Below are 18,410 nucleotides of genomic sequence, written 5' to 3' on the forward strand. Positions count from 1 at the left end.
TGTGCAGCGCAACAAGACGGTTATAAACTTTCCGACATGCTGGTCGACCAGGGAGCGAGAGAGCCGTGAAAACACCCAAAGCCTTTTACCAGCCGCTGGCCATTGGTGCGCCTGCCCCTTTCCGTGACTTGCCGGTTGCCCTCGAGCGGATGATCCACTTCGTTCCGCCCCATGTCGAAAAGATGCGTGCCAAGGTGCCCGATCTCATCAGCAAGGTCGACGTGGTTCTCGGCAATCTTGAGGATGCAATTCCGGCGGACGCCAAAGTCGAGGCACGGCACGGTTTCATTCAGATGGCCAAGGACAATGATTTCGGCCAGACAGGTCTGTGGACGCGCGTCAACTGTCTGAACAGTCCCTGGTTTCTGGATGATCTCATGGAGATTGTGCCCGAGGTCGGCGACAAGCTTGATGTAATCATGCTGCCAAAAGTCGAAGGGCCATGGGACATCCACTACCTGGATCAGCTGTTGGCCCAGCTGGAGGCCAAATCCGGCATTTCGAAGCCAATCATGATCCATGCGATCCTGGAAACGGCAGAAGGCGTCAAGAACGTTGAGGCAATCGCCGCGGCCAGCCCACGAATGCATGGCATGAGCCTTGGTCCGGCCGATCTTGCGGCATCGCGAGGGATGAAGACAACACGTGTCGGTGGCGGACATCCGGACTATGCCGTCCTGTCCGATGACGGCAATGGCGCGGTGCGCACCGCATTTCAGCAGGACCTTTGGCACTATACCGTCGCCAAGATGGTTGATGCCTGCCTGTCCTATGGACTGAAGCCTTTCTATGGTCCCTTCGGTGACTTTTCCGACCAGGAGGCCTGCGAAAGCCAGTTCCGCAACGCCTTCCTGATGGGCTGCCTTGGCGCGTGGTCGCTTCACCCGAAGCAGATAGAGCTCGCAAAGCGTGTTTTCAGTCCCGATCCAGCCGAAGTTGCCTTTGCCATCAAGATCCTCGACGCAATGCCGGACGGCACCGGAGCGGTCATGATAGACGGCAAAATGCAGGATGACGCCACCTGGAAACAGGCCAAGGTGATCGTGGATCTGGCCAGACTGGTTGCCAGCAAAGACCCGGAGCTTGCTGAAGTTTACGGTCTTTAGAGACTTCGTGTACTATGTTTTGTCAGATGAGCGGCAGGGAAAGCGCTTGCCACACAATCACGCAAGCGCTATCCCGGCAAAATCCGTCTGATCAGGTTGACAAAATGCGTACGGCGAAATTCAGAATTGGTCAGGTCGTGCGGCACCGCATCTACCCCTTCCGCGGGGTGATATTTGATGTCGATCCGACCTTCAGCAATACCGAGGAATGGTGGGACTCCATTCCCGAAGACGTTCGGCCAAACCGCGACCAACCATTCTACCACTTGCTTGCTGAAAATGAGGAGACCGAATACGTCGCCTATGTCAGCGAACAGAACCTTATTCCCGATATCACAGGCGAGCCGGTCCGGCACCCTCAGGTCCATGAGATCTTCGAAGAACTGTCGGACGGCTCTTACGTGCCTTTGACTGTCGAGATCCACTAAAAACCCGCAGCTGAATAGCCATCAGAACTGTGCGAACGCTACGCCGCGCGGCGTGGGTGTGTTTTCTTACGGTACCCCGTTTCAAACAAAAACGCCGCCCCGAAGAGGAGCGGCGTTTGTGGTTTTGGTATTCAATTAAAACTTATTGAGCGCCCTTTTGAGCGTCGATCAGCTTCTGACGTGCTTCATCAGCGCGGCGCTGCAACTCGGACTGAAGCTCTTCCTGCTTTTTCTGCAGCTCAGCAACGTCCATTGGCTCGCCGTCGTAAACCTTGGTGAAGCCGATGAGTGTCAGCTCAAGCGGAATCGCCTTGGCCTGCTGGTTCAAGGTGGTGAGAACGAGCTTTCCGCCCTGCTTCATCGAGTTGACGAATGACTCGTCGATTACAAGCTCAGAGTAACAGGCGTTCGGGAAGCAAATGCCGTATTTGGCCTGGGTCTGCTTGCCGCTGTCGATCTGGACACGAAGGCCCGGTTGGATCAGCATGCCGGTTGGCACCGCAATAAGAAGGGTCTTGCGCGCTTCGCCGTCGATTTCACGGATGGCCACAGAACTCAGGAACTGGCCAGTATTTGTCCGCAGTTCCTGAGTGATCAGGCAGATTTCCTTGTTCACCTTGGGATCAACGTTGCACACCTTGACCCAGGGGGATTCTTCCTCGGCAGTCTGCGCGGAGACCGTACCTAAAGAAGAGGTCATTGACAGCGCAGCGAAGGCGCAGCCGATCAATCCTCTTTTGAAAACATCTTTCATTCGAACTATCCTCAATCGTACGTCCGCAAATCTTACGCCGTTCTGCGGCATTCGCGCGGCAACTTCAAGTGCCTCGCGCGCTGTTTAGCGTTCGGGGAAGCCTTGCGAGACGAATACGGCAAGAGGGTGACCGATATGCAACGCCCGGCAAAATCAAGAGAAACAGGAATATCTGGGGCTATTTGGCTGCGCATACATCGCAGTCTATTTACCATGTGATAGCATTCCGTTGAGAATCAAAATCTGCTCAGAGCCTTAAAGATGAATAAAGCCTCCGATTTGTGCATGCAGCGACTTTGCCGATCTGCGGCGGTAGTCTTGGTCTTCAGCCTGGCTTTCCTGCACCTTCAGGTTCGCGCAGAAGCTAGCGACAACAGCGTTCCCTCGGTCCACGCCATCTCCATGCACGGCGAGCCTGCGCTGCCACCGGATTTCGTCTCCCTGCCCTACGCCAACCCTGACGCGCCACAAGGCGGAACCCTGACGCTGGGCGTCCAGGGAACCTTCGACAGCCTGAATTCCTTTATTGTTCAGGGGGGCTGGACCAGCGCGCGCGGCATGAAAGAGCGCCAGTTCGGCAGCAACATCTTTGAAAGCCTCCTGATGCGCTCCTATGCGGAGCCCTTCACACTCTACGCACATCTTGCGGAAAGCGTGCGCATGCCGGACAGCCGGGAGTGGATCGAGTTCACGTTGAACCCAGACGCTAAGTTTTCTGACGGCTCGCCAGTAACCGTTGAGGACGTTGCATTTTCCTTCGACATCATTCGAGACAAGGGCCGTCCCCCCTATCGCAACTGGTACGCCAATATCGTCGCGAAGGAGTTTCCGGCCGAGCGAACCATTCGTCTGGTGTTTGAAAATGGCGACAACCGGGAGCTGCCGCTCCTGATCGCGCTCGCCCCGATCCTGTCAAAAGCCAATACAGACGCTGAAAACTTCGACAAGTCCACGCTGAAGGCTCCAATCGGGACCGGCCCCTACGTGTTTGCCGAGATCGATCCGGGAAAGCGCGTCGTCTACAAGAAAAACCCTGACTATTGGGCCCGGGACCTTCCGGTCAAAGCCGGTTTCGACAATTTCGACGAAATCCGGATCGAGTATTTTCGAGATGAAACGACGTTGCAGGAGGCCTTCAAGAAGGGCCTCATTGATGTCCTTCAGTTCCGCGATCCCGTCCGCTGGAAGACAGGATTTGATTTCCCCGCGGCCGAAGACGGACGCGTGATCCAGGAAGAGATCACGCTTGGAACCCCTGCCAACATGCAGGGAATCGCTTTCAACACCCGCCGTGCCGTGTTCTCGGACGTGCGTGTACGACGCGCGCTGGCGATGCTGTTTGACTTCGAGTGGGTCAACCGGAACATCTACTTCGGTCTTTACAAGAGAACAGGAGGGTATTGGGACAACTCCATTCTGTCCTCTCTGGGACGACCAGCCGACGAGCGTGAACGTGCGTTGCTTGCAGACTTTCCGGACGCAGTCACTCCGGAGGTTATGGAGGGAACATGGCGTCCTGCGGAAGCCGACGGATCAGGGCGTGATCGCAAGGTCATGCGGGCGGCGCTCGGTGAGTTCAAGAAAGCAGGGTTTGAGCTGAAAGACGGCAAGCTGGTCAACACAGGCAGCGGCGACGCGCTTGTATTTGAAATTCTCACCAAAAACGAGGATGAAGAGAAACTGGCGCTCGCCTACACGCGAAGCCTGAAGCTCCTCGGCATTGAAGTTACAGTGCGCACCGTTGATCCTTCCCAGTTCGAAGACCGTCGGATCAAGCGCGACTTCGACATGGTTTTCAACACCTGGTACGCCTCTTTGTCGCCCGGCGGCGAACAATACGGCCGATGGTCTCAAGCCGCAGCCGAAGCGGAAGGCTCTTTCAATATCGTCGGCGCGAGTGAACCCGTGATCGATGCGTTGATTGACGCAATGGTTGGCGCACGGAGCAAAGAGGACTTTGTTGCAGCGGTACGCGCATTTGACCGGGTGTTGATCTCGGGCGCCTATGCCGTGCCACTGTATCACGTCCCCGACATCTGGATGGCCCACTGGGACACGGTCGTCCCTCCAGAGCAGCATTCCCTCTACGGCGATGAAGTTGACACCTGGTGGTCAGCAGAAGCCGATAGAAACTGATCGGAAAAGCAAAGAACCATGAAAGCAATTTCCGAAACCCAGGCCGCTGAACACCACAAAGATGGCACTTGGTCCGATGCGACTCTCGACAGCCTGTTCAAGGCCACAGCATCGGCCCACCCGGACAGGTTGGCGATCGCCGACGCACCAGACCGCGCGGACTGGACCGGCGGCGATCCGCGACGCCTTACCTATGCCGAGGCGGACAAGGAAATTGACCGTCTGGCTGCCTTCTACGGCGCGGTTGGTCTGACGGCGGACCACGTCATTGGCATACAGTCGCCCAATACCGTCGATACGGTGATCGCGTTTTTGGCGGCCCTGCGTGCGGACCTGATTGTCTCTCCGCTGCCGCTTCACTGGCGCCAAAAGAATGTTCTTGAAGCTCTGAATTCTATCGGGGCAAAGGGTTTCATTGCTGCCGACCGTGTCGAAACACGCATGGTCGGGGCGGACGCGCGTGATGTCGCTGCGGACCTGTTTTCCCTCCGCTTTGTCTTTGGGCTGGGCAAGGATGTTCCGGACGGTCTGATCGAACTGGGCCCGATGCTCGCCGAAATGGGCGATGGCCTTACATTCACCGAAAGCGACAGAAGCGAGACTGCCGATCACACGGCGACTGTTTCCTGGAGCCGCAGCGGCGGCGAAACGGTGCCTGTCAGCCGTTGTCACAATCACTGGATTTCGGCAGCCAAGCTTGCTCTGGCCGAAACAGAGCTCGCTGATGGCGCCAAACTGCTCGTGCCTTATTCTCTTAGCGGACTGACCGGTCTCGGCGGAGGGCTCATGCCCTGGCTCCTGTGCGGCGGCAGTTTGCATCTGCATCACCCGACCTCTCTGGTACGCCTTGCCAAACATGCGAACGAGGTGGACGCCGACTATGTGCTGACACCAGGACCCTTGGCGCAAATGCTCGACAAGGGCGTTGCCAACAAGAGCACAACCATCGCTGCTGCCTGGAACATCGCGGCACCGCCGCCGTCAACCTTTGAGCCCATGCACCCCTTGGTGGATCTGCATATCGCGGACGAGTTTGCGCTTGTTGCGCGAAAGCGCAGCCACGCGACGAGCGTTGAGGCGGTGCCGCTGGGAAAGCAGACCGGGTCGAACGGGCGTGAAAGCGGACCAGCCCTTCTGGACATTGCCATAGACGCAGCGGCAGACGGCGAAACGCCCAAGTTGCTGGTCAAAGGCCCGGCAGTTCCTGGGACCGAGTGGCGGAACCTTTCCGACGACAAATGCCTATCCTGGACCAAAGAGGGCTATCTTGAGACGGGCATTCTGGTGGAACCGGTCGACGACGGCCTTGCCGGTTTTGGTATTCCCGGTGCATATGCACCAGGTGCGGGGCAGCTCGGCTCGATAGACGCGCTCTATATGACATATCCGGGTCTTCAGGAAGCAGCTGCATTTCTTGTTGAAGATGACATCATCGGCGCGCGGCTCTATGCGGCTCTCGTTCCTTCTCCTGGAAATGTGCCTGATGCCAAGGCCTTTTTTGCATTCCTGGACGCAGCCGGTGTTGACCTTGCGCAAATCCCATTCCGCGTTCTCATTCTTCAGGCGCTGCCAAGAGATCAGAACGGCGAGATTGACAGGAGCCGCTTGACCTTGCGCACGCAGCGGTTGGCGGCGCAAGTTGCGTGATCTTGAGCGACAGTTTGGTATTTTGGCGTAATGGACAGTGAAACTTCCCTGCTTTGGCATGGTCCGACCTGGTTCGCTGGGCGTCGTCTTCCCGGATCAGCCGGTCCCATACCCGGACTGACTTCCGACATTGACCTGATCACGGCTTGGCGGACGCAGCGCGTGTTCCCTGATACCCTTCCTTCGGTGATCCTTCTGGATACCGAGGCGTTTGATCAACTTGACCAGCGCGCCGAGTTCAACGCTTGGCTTTCGGCTGCTATTCAAGACCTTCGCACTGACGTTCCGATCCTTCTTCTTTGCAAGGCCGACGACGATCTGGCGGACCATGTTCGTGCGACGGCCATCGTCGATCGTGAGGTCCCGGACGATATTCTGTTTGCGACGGCTTGCGATCTCCAGCGTGCCTTGATGCGGTCAGAGGAAGCCCGGATCAGGCGCATGAGTTTCGGGCGCGTCCCAGGATATGGCTCCGCACCGCATCACAAGGGCACCAGCGGCCTGCTGATTGTTGGTATGGGGGGGCGCTTCCTGCAGGTACAGCAGGCAAGTCAACGCAACGTCGAGATCGTGGGTGCCTTCGACCAGCAAATGGGCGAGGAATACCTAGCACAACGCGCCTTCGATGCCGTGATCCTTGATGACACTTTCGACGAGAATCTCGAAAACCTGCGACGTATTCGCATGGACGCGCGGTTCGCGGCACTTCCTGTTCTTGCCGTTGCGGAGCAAGCCTCTGACGTCCCGACGCTGTTCCGCGCAGGCGCCAGCGATGTTCTCCGTTTGCCGTTGCAGGAAGCGAACCTGTCGATGCGGCTGGCAACGGCCATTCGGTTTGGCAAAAGACGTCGACTTGCAGACAAGGTCCTGGCAGAAAGCCACAAGTGGTTGACGGGTCACCTCAACACCGGCGGCGTTCCGCAGGCTTTTTATAGCCGATACAGCGACAAGGCAGGCGCGGCACTCGCCGAGCGCGGCCTTCAAATCTGGGAAATGAAGCTTCTCCCGGAGAATTTCAACACACCAGATGAAGCGACGCTTCTGGCCTCTGACCTTTATGGAACTGTTCTTTCGATCGCGGACGCAACCAGCCGCGAAGAGGACCTGGTTTGTTTTGTCCACGATATCGGCCCGATTGCAGTTCTCAAGAGCGAACGAGGCAAGGCCCGTTTACAGGCCCGCATTAACGCAATTCTCGGTCATACACGTCTTTGATCGCAGCAAGACTGGAATGTCGCCATCAAAATAACTAGGGTTGATGCAAAGCGGCATTAGAAGGAAAGCAATATGACGAGTGAGACTCCGATCTCTGTTGACGTGGTGTCCGATGTCATGTGCCCATGGTGCTATATCGGCAAACGCAGGCTCGAGAGTGCTCTCGCACAGATTCCGGATGTGAACGTCGCCGTGCGCTGGCATCCCTATCAGCTGGATGCGACCTTGCCGAAGGAAGGCAAGGACCGCCAAGCCTATCTCACCGACAAGTTCGGCGTCGAAAGAGCGAAATCCTTCTATGAGACAATCCGTCAGGCCGGACTGGAAGAAGGAATCCACTTTGCCTTCGATGATATCAAGCTCTCTCCCAATACGCTGGACTGTCACCGGCTGATTCTGTGGTCCCGGGCTGACGATCTGCAAGATGAGGTGGTTGAGCGTCTCTTTCAGGTATTCTTCCTGGAAGGCGGTGATCTGACCAAGTCGGAGACCCTTGTGAAGGTAGCTGAAGACGCTGGAATGCAGTCAGACCTGGTTGAACAGCTGCTCGAAACCGACAGTGATCTGGAAAAAACCAAACAACAGGTCGCCCGCGCTCAAGAGCTTGGTGTGACCGGTGTGCCCTGCTTCATCATCGACGGGCGGTTCGCGATAGCAGGCGCCGAAAAGTCCGAAACACTTGCCGCCGCAATTCGTCATGCAGAGGAAACGCGGACAAACGAACCGGAAGCTGCGGAAGGCTAAGGCGCCGGACAAGCTGATTTGAAAAAAGCCCCGCGAAGTTCGTCTCGCGGGGCTTTTCTATTGTCGGCAATTCGATTGCTACGTTCGCTTAGCTCTTCAGGATTGAAGAGCCTGCATAGAGTGCTTGCGGACCAAGCTCTTCCTCGATGCGTATGAGTTGGTTGTACTTCGCAAGTCTGTCCGAGCGCGCCAGTGAGCCGGTCTTGATCTGTCCGCAGTTGGTCGCGACCGCAAGATCAGCAATGGTGCTGTCCTCGGTCTCACCCGAACGGTGCGACATGACAGCTGTATAGGCGGCCTTGTGGGCCGTTTCGACGGCGTCAAGTGTCTCGGACAGAGTGCCGATCTGATTGACCTTGATCAGGATGGAGTTGGCAACACCCTGGTCGATGCCCTGGCGAAGACGGGTGGAGTTGGTGACAAAGAGATCATCACCAACCAGCTGACACTTGTCGCCAAACAGATCTGTTGCTGCTTTCCAACCGGCCCAGTCATCTTCCGCAAGTCCATCTTCGATCGAAATGATCGGATAGCGCGCAACCAGATCACCAAGGTATTTCGCCATTTCTTCGGGATCCAGCGAACGGCCCTCTCCTTCCAGAACGTATTTTCCGTCCTTGAAGAATTCCGTCGAAGCTGCGTCCAGAGCCAGGAACATGTCTTCGCCCGGCTTGTAGCCAGCCTTTTCAATGGCCTTCATCACGAAGCCGATCGCAGCGTCTGTCGATTCAAGATTCGGGGCAAAACCGCCTTCATCGCCGACGTTGGTGTTATGACCAGCGTCATTCAGCGCCTTTTTCAGCGTGTGAAAGACTTCAGCGCCCATCCGCACGGCTTCCTTCAGCGAGGATGCGCCGACCGGCATGATCATGAATTCCTGGAAGTCGATCGGATTGTCCGCATGAGCGCCACCGTTGATGATGTTCATCATCGGAACCGGAAGCGTGCGTGCAGAGGTGCCGCCAACGTAGCGATAGAGCGGAAGACCGGAAGACTGCGCGGCGGCGCGGGCAACGGCGAGCGAAACGCCCAGGATCGCGTTGGCACCCAGCCGTGCCTTGTTCTCGGTGCCGTCGAGAGCAATCATTGCTTCATCGATTTTCAGCTGATCTTCGGCATCAAGGCCGCCGACCGTATCGAAGATGTCGCCATTGACGGCGTCAACTGCCTGCAGAACGCCCTTGCCGAGGAAGCGGGAACCGCCATCGCGCAGTTCGACAGCTTCATGCGCACCAGTGGAAGCGCCTGAAGGAACTGCCGCGCGACCAAAAGATCCATCCTCAAGGAACACGTCTACCTCAACCGTCGGATTGCCACGGCTGTCGAGGATTTCACGCCCTATGATGTCGATAATTGCGGTCATGCTTCACTCCAGATGGTTGCCGCCGTACGGCAAGATTAGTTCCAAGAAATCACGCCAGATGGGAGGTTGGCGCGACGAAATTTACCCGGATTATACCGGCAGAAAAGAGCCGCATGCGATCAGCGGCCAGAATGCTCAGGCGTCAGCTTTAGGCTTGACCACTGCGTCGATCGCCTTCAACTCGGACAAGAGCGCTCCGAGATCTTTCAACGCAATCATGTTCGGTCCATCCGACGAGATCGTATTGTCAGGATCCGGATGGGTTTCGATGAAGACACCTCCGACCCCGACGGCGACGGCTGCACGGGCAAGATAGGCGACCATGCGCCGGTCGCCACCACTGGAACCGCCAAGACCGCCTGGTTGCTGAACAGAATGTGTTGCATCGAAGACAACAGGCGCACCGGTTTCGGCCATGATCGGCAGCGACCGCATGTCGGACACCAGGGTGTTATAGCCAAAACTGGCGCCCCGTTCTGTCAGAAGAACGTTCGGATTGCCGCTCTCAACAACCTTCGTCAGAACATTTTTCATGTCCCATGGGGCCAGAAACTGGCCCTTTTTGACATTGATGACAGCACCTGTCTTGGCGGCAGCGACGAGCAAATCCGTCTGGCGACAGAGAAAAGCAGGTATCTGCAATACGTCGATGACTTCAGCAACGGGAGCACATTGATCGGCAGAGTGGATATCGGTGATCGTCGGCAGGCCGTAGGTTTCCTTGATCTCGGCAAAGACAGGAAGCGCCTCCTTGAGGCCAACACCTCTGGAGGCAGAAAGCGAGGTGCGGTTTGCCTTGTCAAAGGACGATTTATAGACAACTGGGATGCCGAGGTTGCCAGCTATTTCCTTGACCGCTGCAGCGCATTCCAGTGCATGCGCCCTGCTTTCCATCTGGCAAGGACCTGCAATCAGGCTGAATGGCGCACTATTGTCGAAAACAACCGATCCGACATGAACGGACGTATTTGCCTGAGACATTGAGTTTCCTCGTCATCGGCTACCATCTTAACGGGGCAGCGCATCATATTTGCCCGTTGCATACCCCGTCTTTGCGCCCCTCGCAACACGGCAGGCGCGTTTGATAGGCGCAGTGTGCGGGTTTGATCCTGGCAATTGAATTTATATAATGGCGCGTGTCCAAACAGATGCCGATCACATCATGAGATTGTCATTTCTATTTCACAGACCGGAACCTATAGATTGCTTAGACGTTTCAGTTACGAGTTAGGCTGAGCTTCTCCAGATGCCTGGCGCACCGAAAAATCATTGATCAGGATCACAGGAAAAACAAAGAATGAGCAAACCGATCCGCAAAGCTGTTCTCCCCGTTGCCGGCTTGGGCACGCGCTTCCTTCCGGCTACCAAGGCCGTGCCAAAAGAAATGCTGACCATCGTCGATCGTCCAATCATTCAATACGTGGTCGATGAAGCGCGGGCTGCCGGTATTGAACATATTGTTTTTGTAACGGGCCGGAACAAGACCGTTATCGCCGACCATTTCGATCGGGCTTACGAGCTAGAAGAAACATTGAAGCGGCGCGATAAGGCCGAGGCTCTGAAACTCCTCGAGGCACTTCGACCGAGTGCTGGATCAACTAGTTTCACACGCCAGCAGGAACCGCTCGGCCTGGGTCATGCGATCTGGTGCGCACGCGATATCATCGGACCGGAACCATTTGCGATCCTGCTGCCCGACATGATCATGAAATCCAATCCCGGTTGTCTCAAGCAGATGGTTGACGTCTACAATCAGAACGGCGGCAATGTAATCTCCGTTGAGGCAGTGCCGGAAGATCAGACTCACAAGTACGGAATTGTGCAGGTCGAAGGTGACATGAACGCCGCCACCTTCGGGATCACCGGCATGGTGGAAAAACCCGCGCCTGGCACAGCTCCTTCCAACCTCTACATCAATGGCCGCTATATTCTTCAGCCGGAGATCTTTGACCTGCTTGCAACGCAGGATAAGGGTGCCGGTGACGAGATCCAGCTTACCGATGCGATGCTGAGCCTGATGAGCCAGCAGAGCTTTACCGGCCTGCGCTTTACCGGCAAGACCTATGACTGTGGTTCCAAAGCCGGCTTCCTGAGCGCAAATATCGCCTATGCATTGGAAGATGCGGCACTTGCAGCGGAACTTCTGCCGTTGTTGCAGGAGTTGGTGGAGCTGCCAGCGGCCGCCGAGTAAGAAACTCCAATCGCAGCCGCTTGCAAAAGGTTGCGTGTTGAGATTAGGACAGGACCGGATCGTTCTTCTGGAACGATCCGGTCTTTTTGGCTTTTGCTTCAGGCGTCCCCGCCCAGCTCAATCTCACCCATGAAGGTAGCTCTATGACGCAGTCCACCACGCAGTCACTTCGCATCGCAGTGGTCGGTCTGGGTTATGTCGGGCTTCCGGTGGCGGTCGCCTTTGCATCAGCTGGCTATGAAGTCATAGGCTTCGACGTCAAGGAATCGCGTCTCGAAGAGCTCGCACGCGGCGTAGACAGCACCGCCTCGGTCGCAGATGGTTGTCTGAACCACGCTAAACTGCGGTTTACGGCACAGTCGGAAGAGATTGCCGAGTGCGACGTCTTCATTGTTGCCGTTCCAACGCCGGTCGACATCGCAAAGAAACCGGATCTGACGCCCTTTGTGAGTGCCGCCAAGATTGTCGGCGGCGTGATGAAGAAGGGTGCCATCGTCGTTTTTGAATCGACCGTCTTCCCCGGCGCGACCGAAGACATCGCGATGCCGGCACTGGAACAAGCCTCTGGCCTTACGTTTGGTGGCGACTTTGGTGTCGGCTATTCCCCGGAGCGTATCAATCCAGGAGATCGCGATCGTGAGTTCAAGGACATCGTGAAGATTGTCTCCGGGAGCTCGGATGAGGTCACGACGACGCTATGTGACCTCTATGGCTCTGTGGTCACGGCAGGAATTCATCGCGCGCCGTCGATCAAGGTCGCAGAGGCAGCGAAGGTTATCGAGAACACACAACGGGATCTCAATATCGCTTTAATGAATGAGCTCTCCATGCTATTTCATGCGATGGGGATCGACACGCGAGACGTATTGGACGGATCGGCAACGAAGTGGAATTTCCTGCCCTTCCAGCCGGGACTCGTCGGCGGCCACTGCATTGGCGTCGACCCCTACTACCTGACCCACAAGGCGAATGAGATTGGCATGACGCCGCAGGTGATCCTAGCTGGTCGTGGAACGAATGAAGCCATGCCTGGCTATGTCGCAGGCAAGGTTATTCAAGGGTGTGTGCGCCTGGGCCGCCAGATGCCGGCAAAGATCGCGGTCCTCGGGATCACTTACAAGGCGAATGTCCCAGACACACGCAATTCCAAAGTTGTCGATCTCATCCGCGAGCTCAAGGACTTCGGAGCGGATGTTGTGATCCACGACCCGCTCGCCGATGCGAATGACGTCATGGCGGAATACGGGCTTTCGCTTTCACGTGCCGATGAATTGGCGGGAGCGGATGCAGTCGTTCTGGCGGTTCCCCACGAGCAATTCTTCGAGGACGGCGATGCGTGGCCAATGATATCAGGACTTGTGGGGCAAGGGCGTTGCCTCGTTGCCGATATACCCGCACGGCTTGACCGCAACCAATGTCCTCAGAGCATCGAACTCTGGCGGCTTTGACCACCTAGGGTACGACCCCCTTTTCGCGTTGCGCAATTCCTGGCCCTGCCAGTTCTTACAGCAATCCAGTTTTCCGAATCTCCCGTATACTGACCACATTCCAATGACAGGGAGCGGTCCGTATGCGGTTCATTTTCTTTGTGTGTCTTTGGGTTCTGGGAAGCGCATCTCTTGCGCCAACAGCTGGGCATGCGCAGCCTTCTGCCGATGCTTCAGCCTTTCAGTCCATCATCAAAAACCAGATGAATGCCTTTGCTGCAGGTGACTCCAAGAAAGCGTTTTCCTTCGCTACTCGCGATTTACAGCGCCGGTTTCAAACGCCCGATGTCTTCATGCAGATGGTCAAGCAGGGCTATCAGCCCGTTTACCGCCCAAAGGACGTCAAGTTCGGAGCCTTGAAGGACACCGCCAGCGGTCCAGTGCAAGAGGTCTATGTGGTGGGGCCCAAAGGTGCTAATTGGCTTGCACTCTATAGCTTTGAGGCACAGCAGGACGGCACTTGGCGGATCTCCGGATGTGTCCTTACACGATCACCAGGCTTGTCTGCCTGATGACGTCATTGAGGTATTGGCTGAGGATCATGCTGATACTTCGTTCGTCTCTCAACAACCGTCATAGTGTGGCGATATCGCCGCGTGCCCAGTCAGCCTTGGTCTTTTGATAGAAATCCTCGAAGGTGCCTGCCTCTATGGCGTTGCGCATGCCCTTCATAAGGGTCTGATAGTAGGAAAGATTGTTCCAGGTCAGAAGCATCGCAGCGAGCCCCTCTCCGGCACGTACCAAGTGGTGCAGGTAGGCGCGGGAATAGTCACTGCTGGCCGGACAATCTGTTTCCTCGTCCAGCGGTCGAGGATCGTCCATATGGCGGGCGTTCTTGAGGTTGACCTTGCCAAAACGGGTATAGGCAAGACCATGGCGCCCTGCCCGCGTTGGCATCACGCAGTCGAATTGATCGATGCCACGCTTTACACTTTCCAGAAGATCATCCGGAGTGCCCACACCCATCAGGTACCGTGGCTTGTCTACCGGCATCACGGGCGTGGTGATTTCCAACATGCGCAGCATGACGTCCTGAGGCTCGCCGACCGCGAGGCCACCAACGGAATATCCCTCAAATGGCATTTTTGAGAGTTCTTCGGCCGAACGGACACGCAGGTCCGGAACATCTCCACCCTGGACGATTCCATAGAGCCCCTGCCCCTTCGACGGTCCGCCCATGGTTTCGAATTGGGTGCGTGAGCGTTCGGCCCAACGCAGGGACAGTTCCATCGCTCGCTCGACCTCTTCGCGTGGCGAAGGCAGCTTGATGCATTCATCCAGCTGCATCTGAATATCCGATCCCAGAAGTCCCTGTATCTCCACAGAGCGCTCCGGTGTCAGATGGTATTTTGCGCCATCGATATGGCTTTGAAAGCGGACCCCGTCCTCGTCAAGCTTGCGCAGTTGCGCCAGCGACATGACCTGAAATCCGCCGCTGTCGGTGAGGATCGTATGCGGCCAGTTCATGAATGTGTGCAAGCCGCCAAGGCGCGCAACACGTTCCGCCGTCGGGCGCAGCATCAAGTGATAGGTGTTGCCAAGCACGACATCGGCGCCGGTTTCGCGCACCTGCCCGGGATACATGGCCTTGACCGTCGCCTGGGTCCCGACGGGCATGAAGGCAGGGGTATTGACGATGCCGTGTGGCGTCTTGATTTCGCCGCGGCGTGCCATGCCGTCGGTTTTCAACAACTTGAAGGAAAAAGGTTCTGCGGACATGGTCTTTATCTTTCGTCACCGGCGTTCGCCGGAAAGAGAAGCGAGCCGTCTCCGTAGCTGTAAAACCGGTAGTTCGTCTCGATGGCATGGGCGTAGGCCCGTTGCATCGTGTCAAGTCCTGCGAAGGCAGACACAAGCATGAAGAGGGTTGAACGTGGAAGATGGAAATTGGTCATCAACGCGCCGATTGTGCGGAACCTGTAACCCGGCGTGATAAAAATCGAGGTTTCACCGGAAAATGGCTGCAGACCATCAGGTCCCTGTGAGGCACTTTCCAGGATCCTCAGGGACGTTGTGCCAACGGAGACGACCTTGTTGCCACGGGCCCTGACGGCTTTCAATGCCTCAACCGTTTCAGCGCTGACCTCGCCCCATTCGGCATGCATTTTGTGCGCGTCGGTTTCCTCGGCCTTTACCGGCAAAAACGTGCCCGCCCCGACGTGAAGGGTCACACGGTGCTGTTCTATGCCGCAATCTTCAAGACTTTTGAGAAGCGCAGGCGTGAAATGCAATCCTGCCGTCGGTGCTGCAACCGCCCCGTCCCGTTCCGCGAAGATTGTCTGATAGTCCGACTTGTCCTGCTCATCCTCGCCTCGCTTTTGCGCGATGTAGGGTGGAAGGGGAATATTCCCGACCGCGATGATTGCATCATCAAGCGCCGGACCGCTCAGGTCAAAGGCGAGAAGAACCTCGCCTGCATCGCCCTTGTCCGACACAGTCGCGTCGAGTGTTCCTGAAAGACAGGTCTCGTTGGTGCCGCCAAAGCGTACCCGATCACCAATGACGAGCTTCTTCGCCGGTCGGACAAACGCCCACCAGCGATCCTGTCCGGCTCGCAAGTGCAAGGTGGCACTGATCTTCGCGACAGCATCGCCGCGCTTGCGTGTTCCCTCAAGCTGCGCAGGAATGACTTTGGTGTCATTGAAAACCAAAGCGTCGCCAGGGTCCAGGTAGCTCGCCAAATCTGCGACCCCAGCATCCGTCAACTCGGGACGGCCACCCGGTGCCACGACCAGCATGCGTGCCGAATCTCGCGGACGGGCCGGCCGCAAGGCAATCCGTTCGTTGGGAAGATCGAAATCGAACAGGTCTACGCGCATGAGGCAGTTGGTCTTTGGCCGTATCGGTGTTGGAGGTACTCGTCCGGCGGTTTTTGGCCGAAAACGCTGGATGGCTATTAGACGGTGACCAGCAATGGGTCAACCATTACAGCCAACGTCTTCTCATCCAAAAACGAACAGCGCAGAACCATTGGCTCCGCGCTGTTCAATTCTAGTGCGGGTCGCGCAGATTACGCGTCTGCAGCGACTTTAAGCGAAACGATGTTGTCCGGGTTCTGAACAGGCTCGCCGCGCTTGATCTTGTCGACATTGTCCATGCCTTCGATCACTTCGCCCCAAACCGTGTACTGGCCGTCAAGGAAACCGGCGTCGCCGAAGCAGATGAAGAACTGGCTGTCACCGGAATCCGGGTTCTGCGCACGGGCCATGGAACATGTTCCACGGCCGTGGTGAGCCTTGTTGAACTCGGCCTTGAGCTTCTGGCCGGAACCGCCCGTGCCTGTGCCCTGTGGACAGCCGGTCTGAGCCATGAAGCCGTCAATCACGCGATGAAAAACGATGCCGTCATAGAACCCTTCACGCACCAATTCCTTGATTCGTGCGACATGGTTGGGGGCAAGGTCGGGCTTCATCTCGATGACGACCGGTCCGACGGTGGTTTCCATCAAAAGCGTGTTTTCGGCGTCTTTGATCTCGGCCATTGTATTCTCCGTAGTCTGCGCGGTCAGTGCGACCCCGTTTCAATTGATTGTTTAAGTGATCAGCCCGCGTCTGCTGCGACCTGCATTTTTACGATCTTGTCCGGGTTTGCCGGGGGCTCGCCCTTCGTAATGTTGTCAACCAGACCCATGCCGTCCACGACCTCACCCCAGACGGTATATTGGCCGTTCAGGAAATCACCGCTTTCGAACATAATGAAGAACTGGGAGTTTGCGCTATCTGGGCTGGATGCCCGCGCCATGCCAAGCGTTCCACGGCGGAAGGGCTCGCTTGAAAATTCGGCCTTGATGTCCGGCTCCTCGGAGCCGCCCATGCCCGTACCGGTGGGATCGCCCGTCTGGGCCATGAAGCCATCGATCACGCGGTGAAAGACGATACCGTCATAAAAGCCTTCTCGGGTCAGCTTCTTGATCCGGGCAACATGATTGGGCGCCAGGTCCGGGCGCAATTTGATTGTGACACGGCCGTCCTTGAGATCAAGGTACAGCGTGTTCTCCGGATCGAGCGTTTGTGCGGATGCGACGACCGGCACGACAAGGATCGAAGCGATCAGCATGAATATGGAAATCAGGCGAGACACATGGAACTCCATTTGGTCGTGAAAGCGAGCTGGCCGGTAGTGAAACCCGGGCCAGTCAGTTGCGCGTCTTTTCGGCCAGAGGCCTGGCAACGGATGGCGGAACAAATGCCCCGGCATCGCCACCCATCTTGGCGATCTGGCGTACAAGCGTGGCGGTGATGTGGCGGCTTGTCGGAGATGCGGGCAAAAAAACCGTTCTGATTTCGGGAGCAAGTGTGGCGTTCATTCCGGCCATCTGCATCTCGTAGTCAAGGTCAGTGCCATCCCTGAGGCCGCGCACAAGGTAATTCGCGCCCAGCGAACGAGCGGTTTCGATTACCAAATTCGAAAATGAAACCACCCGTATCTTGGCAGCATCCTCGGGACCGAAAGCCGCTTCCGCCGACTCGTGAATCATCTTCACGCGCTCATCAAAGCTGAAGAGCGGCGCTTTGCCCGGATGAACCCCAATGGCAACGACGACTTCATCGGCCAGTGCCAGTGCCTGACGGAGGATGTCGAGATGACCGTTTGTGACGGGGTCAAACGATCCTGGATATAGCGCGGTCCGTTTCATGGCGCTTTCCATAGCTTGCCCCGACGCTTCCCACAAGCGTCAAAGCCATGACAAGCTTTTCGCGCGATCCGAAAAAGCTTCCAGAATGTGATGGGTATCACGACCCCATGGAACGAATTGCGTCATCTTGTGTTTACTAGCCAAAGGGCAACACGCCCCAAGGGAGATCAAGATGACCGCCTATGATGACTTTCAGAACGATACGTTCCTGCAGAAGTTTGGCAGGGATGTTTTTGAATCCAGAAAACGTGCAGCCAGTCCGCGGAATGCGATGCAGGTTGCCGGTGTGATGGCAGCAAGTGTTGCTGCCGTTGCCCTGGCTGCATTCTTCACTCTCCAGCCGATTGGCGGCGGCGACAGCGCAATCGCACAAGGCGTCGCACTGACCAAGTCGGACCGCATGGACGGCACACTGCCAGCCAACTGCCAGGGACAGGCGTGGGGCGCGTGGTCCCGCTGATTGCGCAGCTGCAATCAGCGGGACCGGGTCTGTCCGGCAGATCAATTTCGTCACCGTGAAACAACAGGCGCCAACAGAAAACACGACCGTTCTGGAACGCGTGCCGACCAACAGCTAAACGCAGGAACCACCCCTGAAGTCTCCCCGCCTTCAGGATCCGAGCGCTTGGCCTTCAAACAAAAGCAGCGGCTCTGACTTCGTGTCAGGCCGCTGCTTTTGTTTGGATTATCCCTTCCCCGGGCG

At 56.8% G+C, this 18,410-nt stretch carries 18 protein-coding genes; 10 read left to right on the plus strand and 8 right to left on the minus strand.

The window, feature by feature from the left end; genetic code table 11:
• Window positions 1–65: 65 nt before the first annotated feature.
• Window positions 66–1,106: a CoA ester lyase gene (locus ABJZ52_RS02475; RefSeq protein ID WP_348185255.1), complete on the plus strand. Its 1,041-nt coding sequence runs from the start codon at window positions 66–68 to the stop codon at window positions 1,104–1,106.
• A 104-nt stretch (window positions 1,107–1,210) separates the two neighbouring features.
• The gene (gene hspQ, locus ABJZ52_RS02480) at window positions 1,211–1,534 is read left to right on the plus strand and encodes a heat shock protein HspQ (RefSeq protein WP_192108446.1); all 324 of its coding nucleotides are present in this window, start codon (window positions 1,211–1,213) and stop codon (window positions 1,532–1,534) included.
• 142 nt (window positions 1,535–1,676) lie between these two features.
• Here the strand turns inward: hspQ and ABJZ52_RS02485 are convergent, their stop codons facing one another.
• A complete protein-coding gene (locus ABJZ52_RS02485; RefSeq protein ID WP_348185258.1) occupies window positions 1,677–2,288 on the minus strand; it encodes an invasion associated locus B family protein in 612 nt (203 codons plus the stop codon).
• A 261-nt stretch (window positions 2,289–2,549) separates the two neighbouring features.
• Between ABJZ52_RS02485 and ABJZ52_RS02490 the strand changes: the two genes are divergently transcribed.
• The 4 genes from ABJZ52_RS02490 to ABJZ52_RS02505 all read left to right on the plus strand — a co-directional run bounded on the left by ABJZ52_RS02490 (window position 2,550) and on the right by ABJZ52_RS02505 (window position 8,030).
• Window positions 2,550–4,424 (plus strand): extracellular solute-binding protein, encoded by a 1,875-nt coding sequence (locus ABJZ52_RS02490; protein WP_348185260.1) that lies wholly within the window; start codon window positions 2,550–2,552, stop codon window positions 4,422–4,424.
• An 18-nt stretch (window positions 4,425–4,442) separates the two neighbouring features.
• A complete protein-coding gene (locus ABJZ52_RS02495; RefSeq protein ID WP_348185262.1) occupies window positions 4,443–6,071 on the plus strand; it encodes a class I adenylate-forming enzyme family protein in 1,629 nt (542 codons plus the stop codon).
• Between the two features lie 30 nt (window positions 6,072–6,101).
• A complete protein-coding gene (locus tag ABJZ52_RS02500) occupies window positions 6,102–7,286 on the plus strand; it encodes a hypothetical protein (protein WP_348185264.1) in 1,185 nt (394 codons plus the stop codon).
• A 72-nt stretch (window positions 7,287–7,358) separates the two neighbouring features.
• Window positions 7,359–8,030, plus strand: a complete 672-nt coding sequence (locus ABJZ52_RS02505; RefSeq protein WP_348185266.1) for a DsbA family oxidoreductase — start codon at window positions 7,359–7,361, stop codon at window positions 8,028–8,030.
• A gap of 88 nt (window positions 8,031–8,118) precedes the next feature.
• Here the strand turns inward: ABJZ52_RS02505 and eno are convergent, their stop codons facing one another.
• Window positions 8,119–9,393 carry a phosphopyruvate hydratase gene (gene eno, locus ABJZ52_RS02510; RefSeq protein ID WP_348185268.1) on the minus strand — a complete coding sequence of 425 codons (1,275 nt, stop codon included), beginning with the start codon at window positions 9,391–9,393 and terminating at the stop codon, window positions 8,119–8,121.
• Between the two features lie 135 nt (window positions 9,394–9,528).
• Complete coding sequence (kdsA, locus tag ABJZ52_RS02515; RefSeq protein ID WP_348185270.1) at window positions 9,529–10,374, minus strand: 3-deoxy-8-phosphooctulonate synthase; 846 nt, start codon at window positions 10,372–10,374, stop codon at window positions 9,529–9,531.
• Between the two features lie 316 nt (window positions 10,375–10,690).
• On the opposite strand from kdsA, the gene galU reads away from it, so the two are divergent.
• The 3 genes from galU to ABJZ52_RS02530 all read left to right on the plus strand — a co-directional run bounded on the left by galU (window position 10,691) and on the right by ABJZ52_RS02530 (window position 13,583).
• Window positions 10,691–11,584: a UTP--glucose-1-phosphate uridylyltransferase GalU gene (gene galU, locus ABJZ52_RS02520; protein WP_348185272.1), complete on the plus strand. Its 894-nt coding sequence runs from the start codon at window positions 10,691–10,693 to the stop codon at window positions 11,582–11,584.
• Between the two features lie 143 nt (window positions 11,585–11,727).
• On the plus strand, window positions 11,728–13,032 hold the full coding sequence (locus tag ABJZ52_RS02525) for a nucleotide sugar dehydrogenase (RefSeq protein ID WP_348185274.1): 1,305 nt from the start codon (window positions 11,728–11,730) through the stop codon (window positions 13,030–13,032).
• Between the two features lie 122 nt (window positions 13,033–13,154).
• Window positions 13,155–13,583, plus strand: a complete 429-nt coding sequence (locus ABJZ52_RS02530) for a DUF4864 domain-containing protein (protein WP_348185276.1) — start codon at window positions 13,155–13,157, stop codon at window positions 13,581–13,583.
• 61 nt (window positions 13,584–13,644) lie between these two features.
• Here ABJZ52_RS02530 and tgt read toward each other — a convergent pair whose 3' ends face one another.
• From tgt to coaD, 5 genes are all read right to left on the minus strand, one after another.
• Window positions 13,645–14,790 carry a tRNA guanosine(34) transglycosylase Tgt gene (tgt, locus tag ABJZ52_RS02535; RefSeq protein ID WP_348185278.1) on the minus strand — a complete coding sequence of 382 codons (1,146 nt, stop codon included), beginning with the start codon at window positions 14,788–14,790 and terminating at the stop codon, window positions 13,645–13,647.
• A gap of 5 nt (window positions 14,791–14,795) precedes the next feature.
• Window positions 14,796–15,890 carry a tRNA preQ1(34) S-adenosylmethionine ribosyltransferase-isomerase QueA gene (queA, locus tag ABJZ52_RS02540; protein WP_348185280.1) on the minus strand — a complete coding sequence of 365 codons (1,095 nt, stop codon included), beginning with the start codon at window positions 15,888–15,890 and terminating at the stop codon, window positions 14,796–14,798.
• A 191-nt stretch (window positions 15,891–16,081) separates the two neighbouring features.
• A complete protein-coding gene (locus tag ABJZ52_RS02545; protein ID WP_162009380.1) occupies window positions 16,082–16,552 on the minus strand; it encodes a peptidylprolyl isomerase in 471 nt (156 codons plus the stop codon).
• A gap of 59 nt (window positions 16,553–16,611) precedes the next feature.
• Window positions 16,612–17,127, minus strand: a complete 516-nt coding sequence (locus ABJZ52_RS02550; RefSeq protein WP_348185332.1) for a peptidylprolyl isomerase — start codon at window positions 17,125–17,127, stop codon at window positions 16,612–16,614.
• A 79-nt stretch (window positions 17,128–17,206) separates the two neighbouring features.
• Window positions 17,207–17,707: a pantetheine-phosphate adenylyltransferase gene (gene coaD, locus ABJZ52_RS02555; protein WP_348185283.1), complete on the minus strand. Its 501-nt coding sequence runs from the start codon at window positions 17,705–17,707 to the stop codon at window positions 17,207–17,209.
• Window positions 17,708–17,879: 172 nt separating this feature from the next.
• Between coaD and ABJZ52_RS02560 the strand changes: the two genes are divergently transcribed.
• Window positions 17,880–18,167, plus strand: a complete 288-nt coding sequence (locus ABJZ52_RS02560; protein ID WP_348185285.1) for a hypothetical protein — start codon at window positions 17,880–17,882, stop codon at window positions 18,165–18,167.
• Window positions 18,168–18,410: the final 243 nt, after the last annotated feature.

Origin of the sequence: Roseibium sp. (genome assembly GCF_039982295.1) — a bacterium.
Taxonomy (GTDB): Bacteria; Pseudomonadota; Alphaproteobacteria; order Rhizobiales; family Stappiaceae; genus Roseibium.

Coding starts and splice junctions, on each gene's coding strand:
- ABJZ52_RS02500 (WP_348185264.1), top strand. CDS start 6,102: ATGGACAGTGAAACTTCCCTGCTTTGGCATGGTCCGACCTGGTTCGCT.
- hspQ (WP_192108446.1), top strand. CDS start 1,211: ATGCGTACGGCGAAATTCAGAATTGGTCAGGTCGTGCGGCACCGCATC.
- coaD (WP_348185283.1), bottom strand. CDS start 17,707: ATGAAACGGACCGCGCTATATCCAGGATCGTTTGACCCCGTCACAAAC.
- ABJZ52_RS02525 (WP_348185274.1), top strand. CDS start 11,728: ATGACGCAGTCCACCACGCAGTCACTTCGCATCGCAGTGGTCGGTCTG.
- eno (WP_348185268.1), bottom strand. CDS start 9,393: ATGACCGCAATTATCGACATCATAGGGCGTGAAATCCTCGACAGCCGT.
- tgt (WP_348185278.1), bottom strand. CDS start 14,790: ATGTCCGCAGAACCTTTTTCCTTCAAGTTGTTGAAAACCGACGGCATG.
- ABJZ52_RS02550 (WP_348185332.1), bottom strand. CDS start 17,127: ATGCTGATCGCTTCGATCCTTGTCGTGCCGGTCGTCGCATCCGCACAA.
- ABJZ52_RS02560 (WP_348185285.1), top strand. CDS start 17,880: ATGACCGCCTATGATGACTTTCAGAACGATACGTTCCTGCAGAAGTTT.
- ABJZ52_RS02505 (WP_348185266.1), top strand. CDS start 7,359: ATGACGAGTGAGACTCCGATCTCTGTTGACGTGGTGTCCGATGTCATG.
- galU (WP_348185272.1), top strand. CDS start 10,691: ATGAGCAAACCGATCCGCAAAGCTGTTCTCCCCGTTGCCGGCTTGGGC.
- ABJZ52_RS02545 (WP_162009380.1), bottom strand. CDS start 16,552: ATGGCCGAGATCAAAGACGCCGAAAACACGCTTTTGATGGAAACCACC.
- ABJZ52_RS02530 (WP_348185276.1), top strand. CDS start 13,155: ATGCGGTTCATTTTCTTTGTGTGTCTTTGGGTTCTGGGAAGCGCATCT.
- ABJZ52_RS02485 (WP_348185258.1), bottom strand. CDS start 2,288: ATGAAAGATGTTTTCAAAAGAGGATTGATCGGCTGCGCCTTCGCTGCG.
- ABJZ52_RS02490 (WP_348185260.1), top strand. CDS start 2,550: ATGAATAAAGCCTCCGATTTGTGCATGCAGCGACTTTGCCGATCTGCG.
- ABJZ52_RS02495 (WP_348185262.1), top strand. CDS start 4,443: ATGAAAGCAATTTCCGAAACCCAGGCCGCTGAACACCACAAAGATGGC.
- kdsA (WP_348185270.1), bottom strand. CDS start 10,374: ATGTCTCAGGCAAATACGTCCGTTCATGTCGGATCGGTTGTTTTCGAC.
- queA (WP_348185280.1), bottom strand. CDS start 15,890: ATGCGCGTAGACCTGTTCGATTTCGATCTTCCCAACGAACGGATTGCC.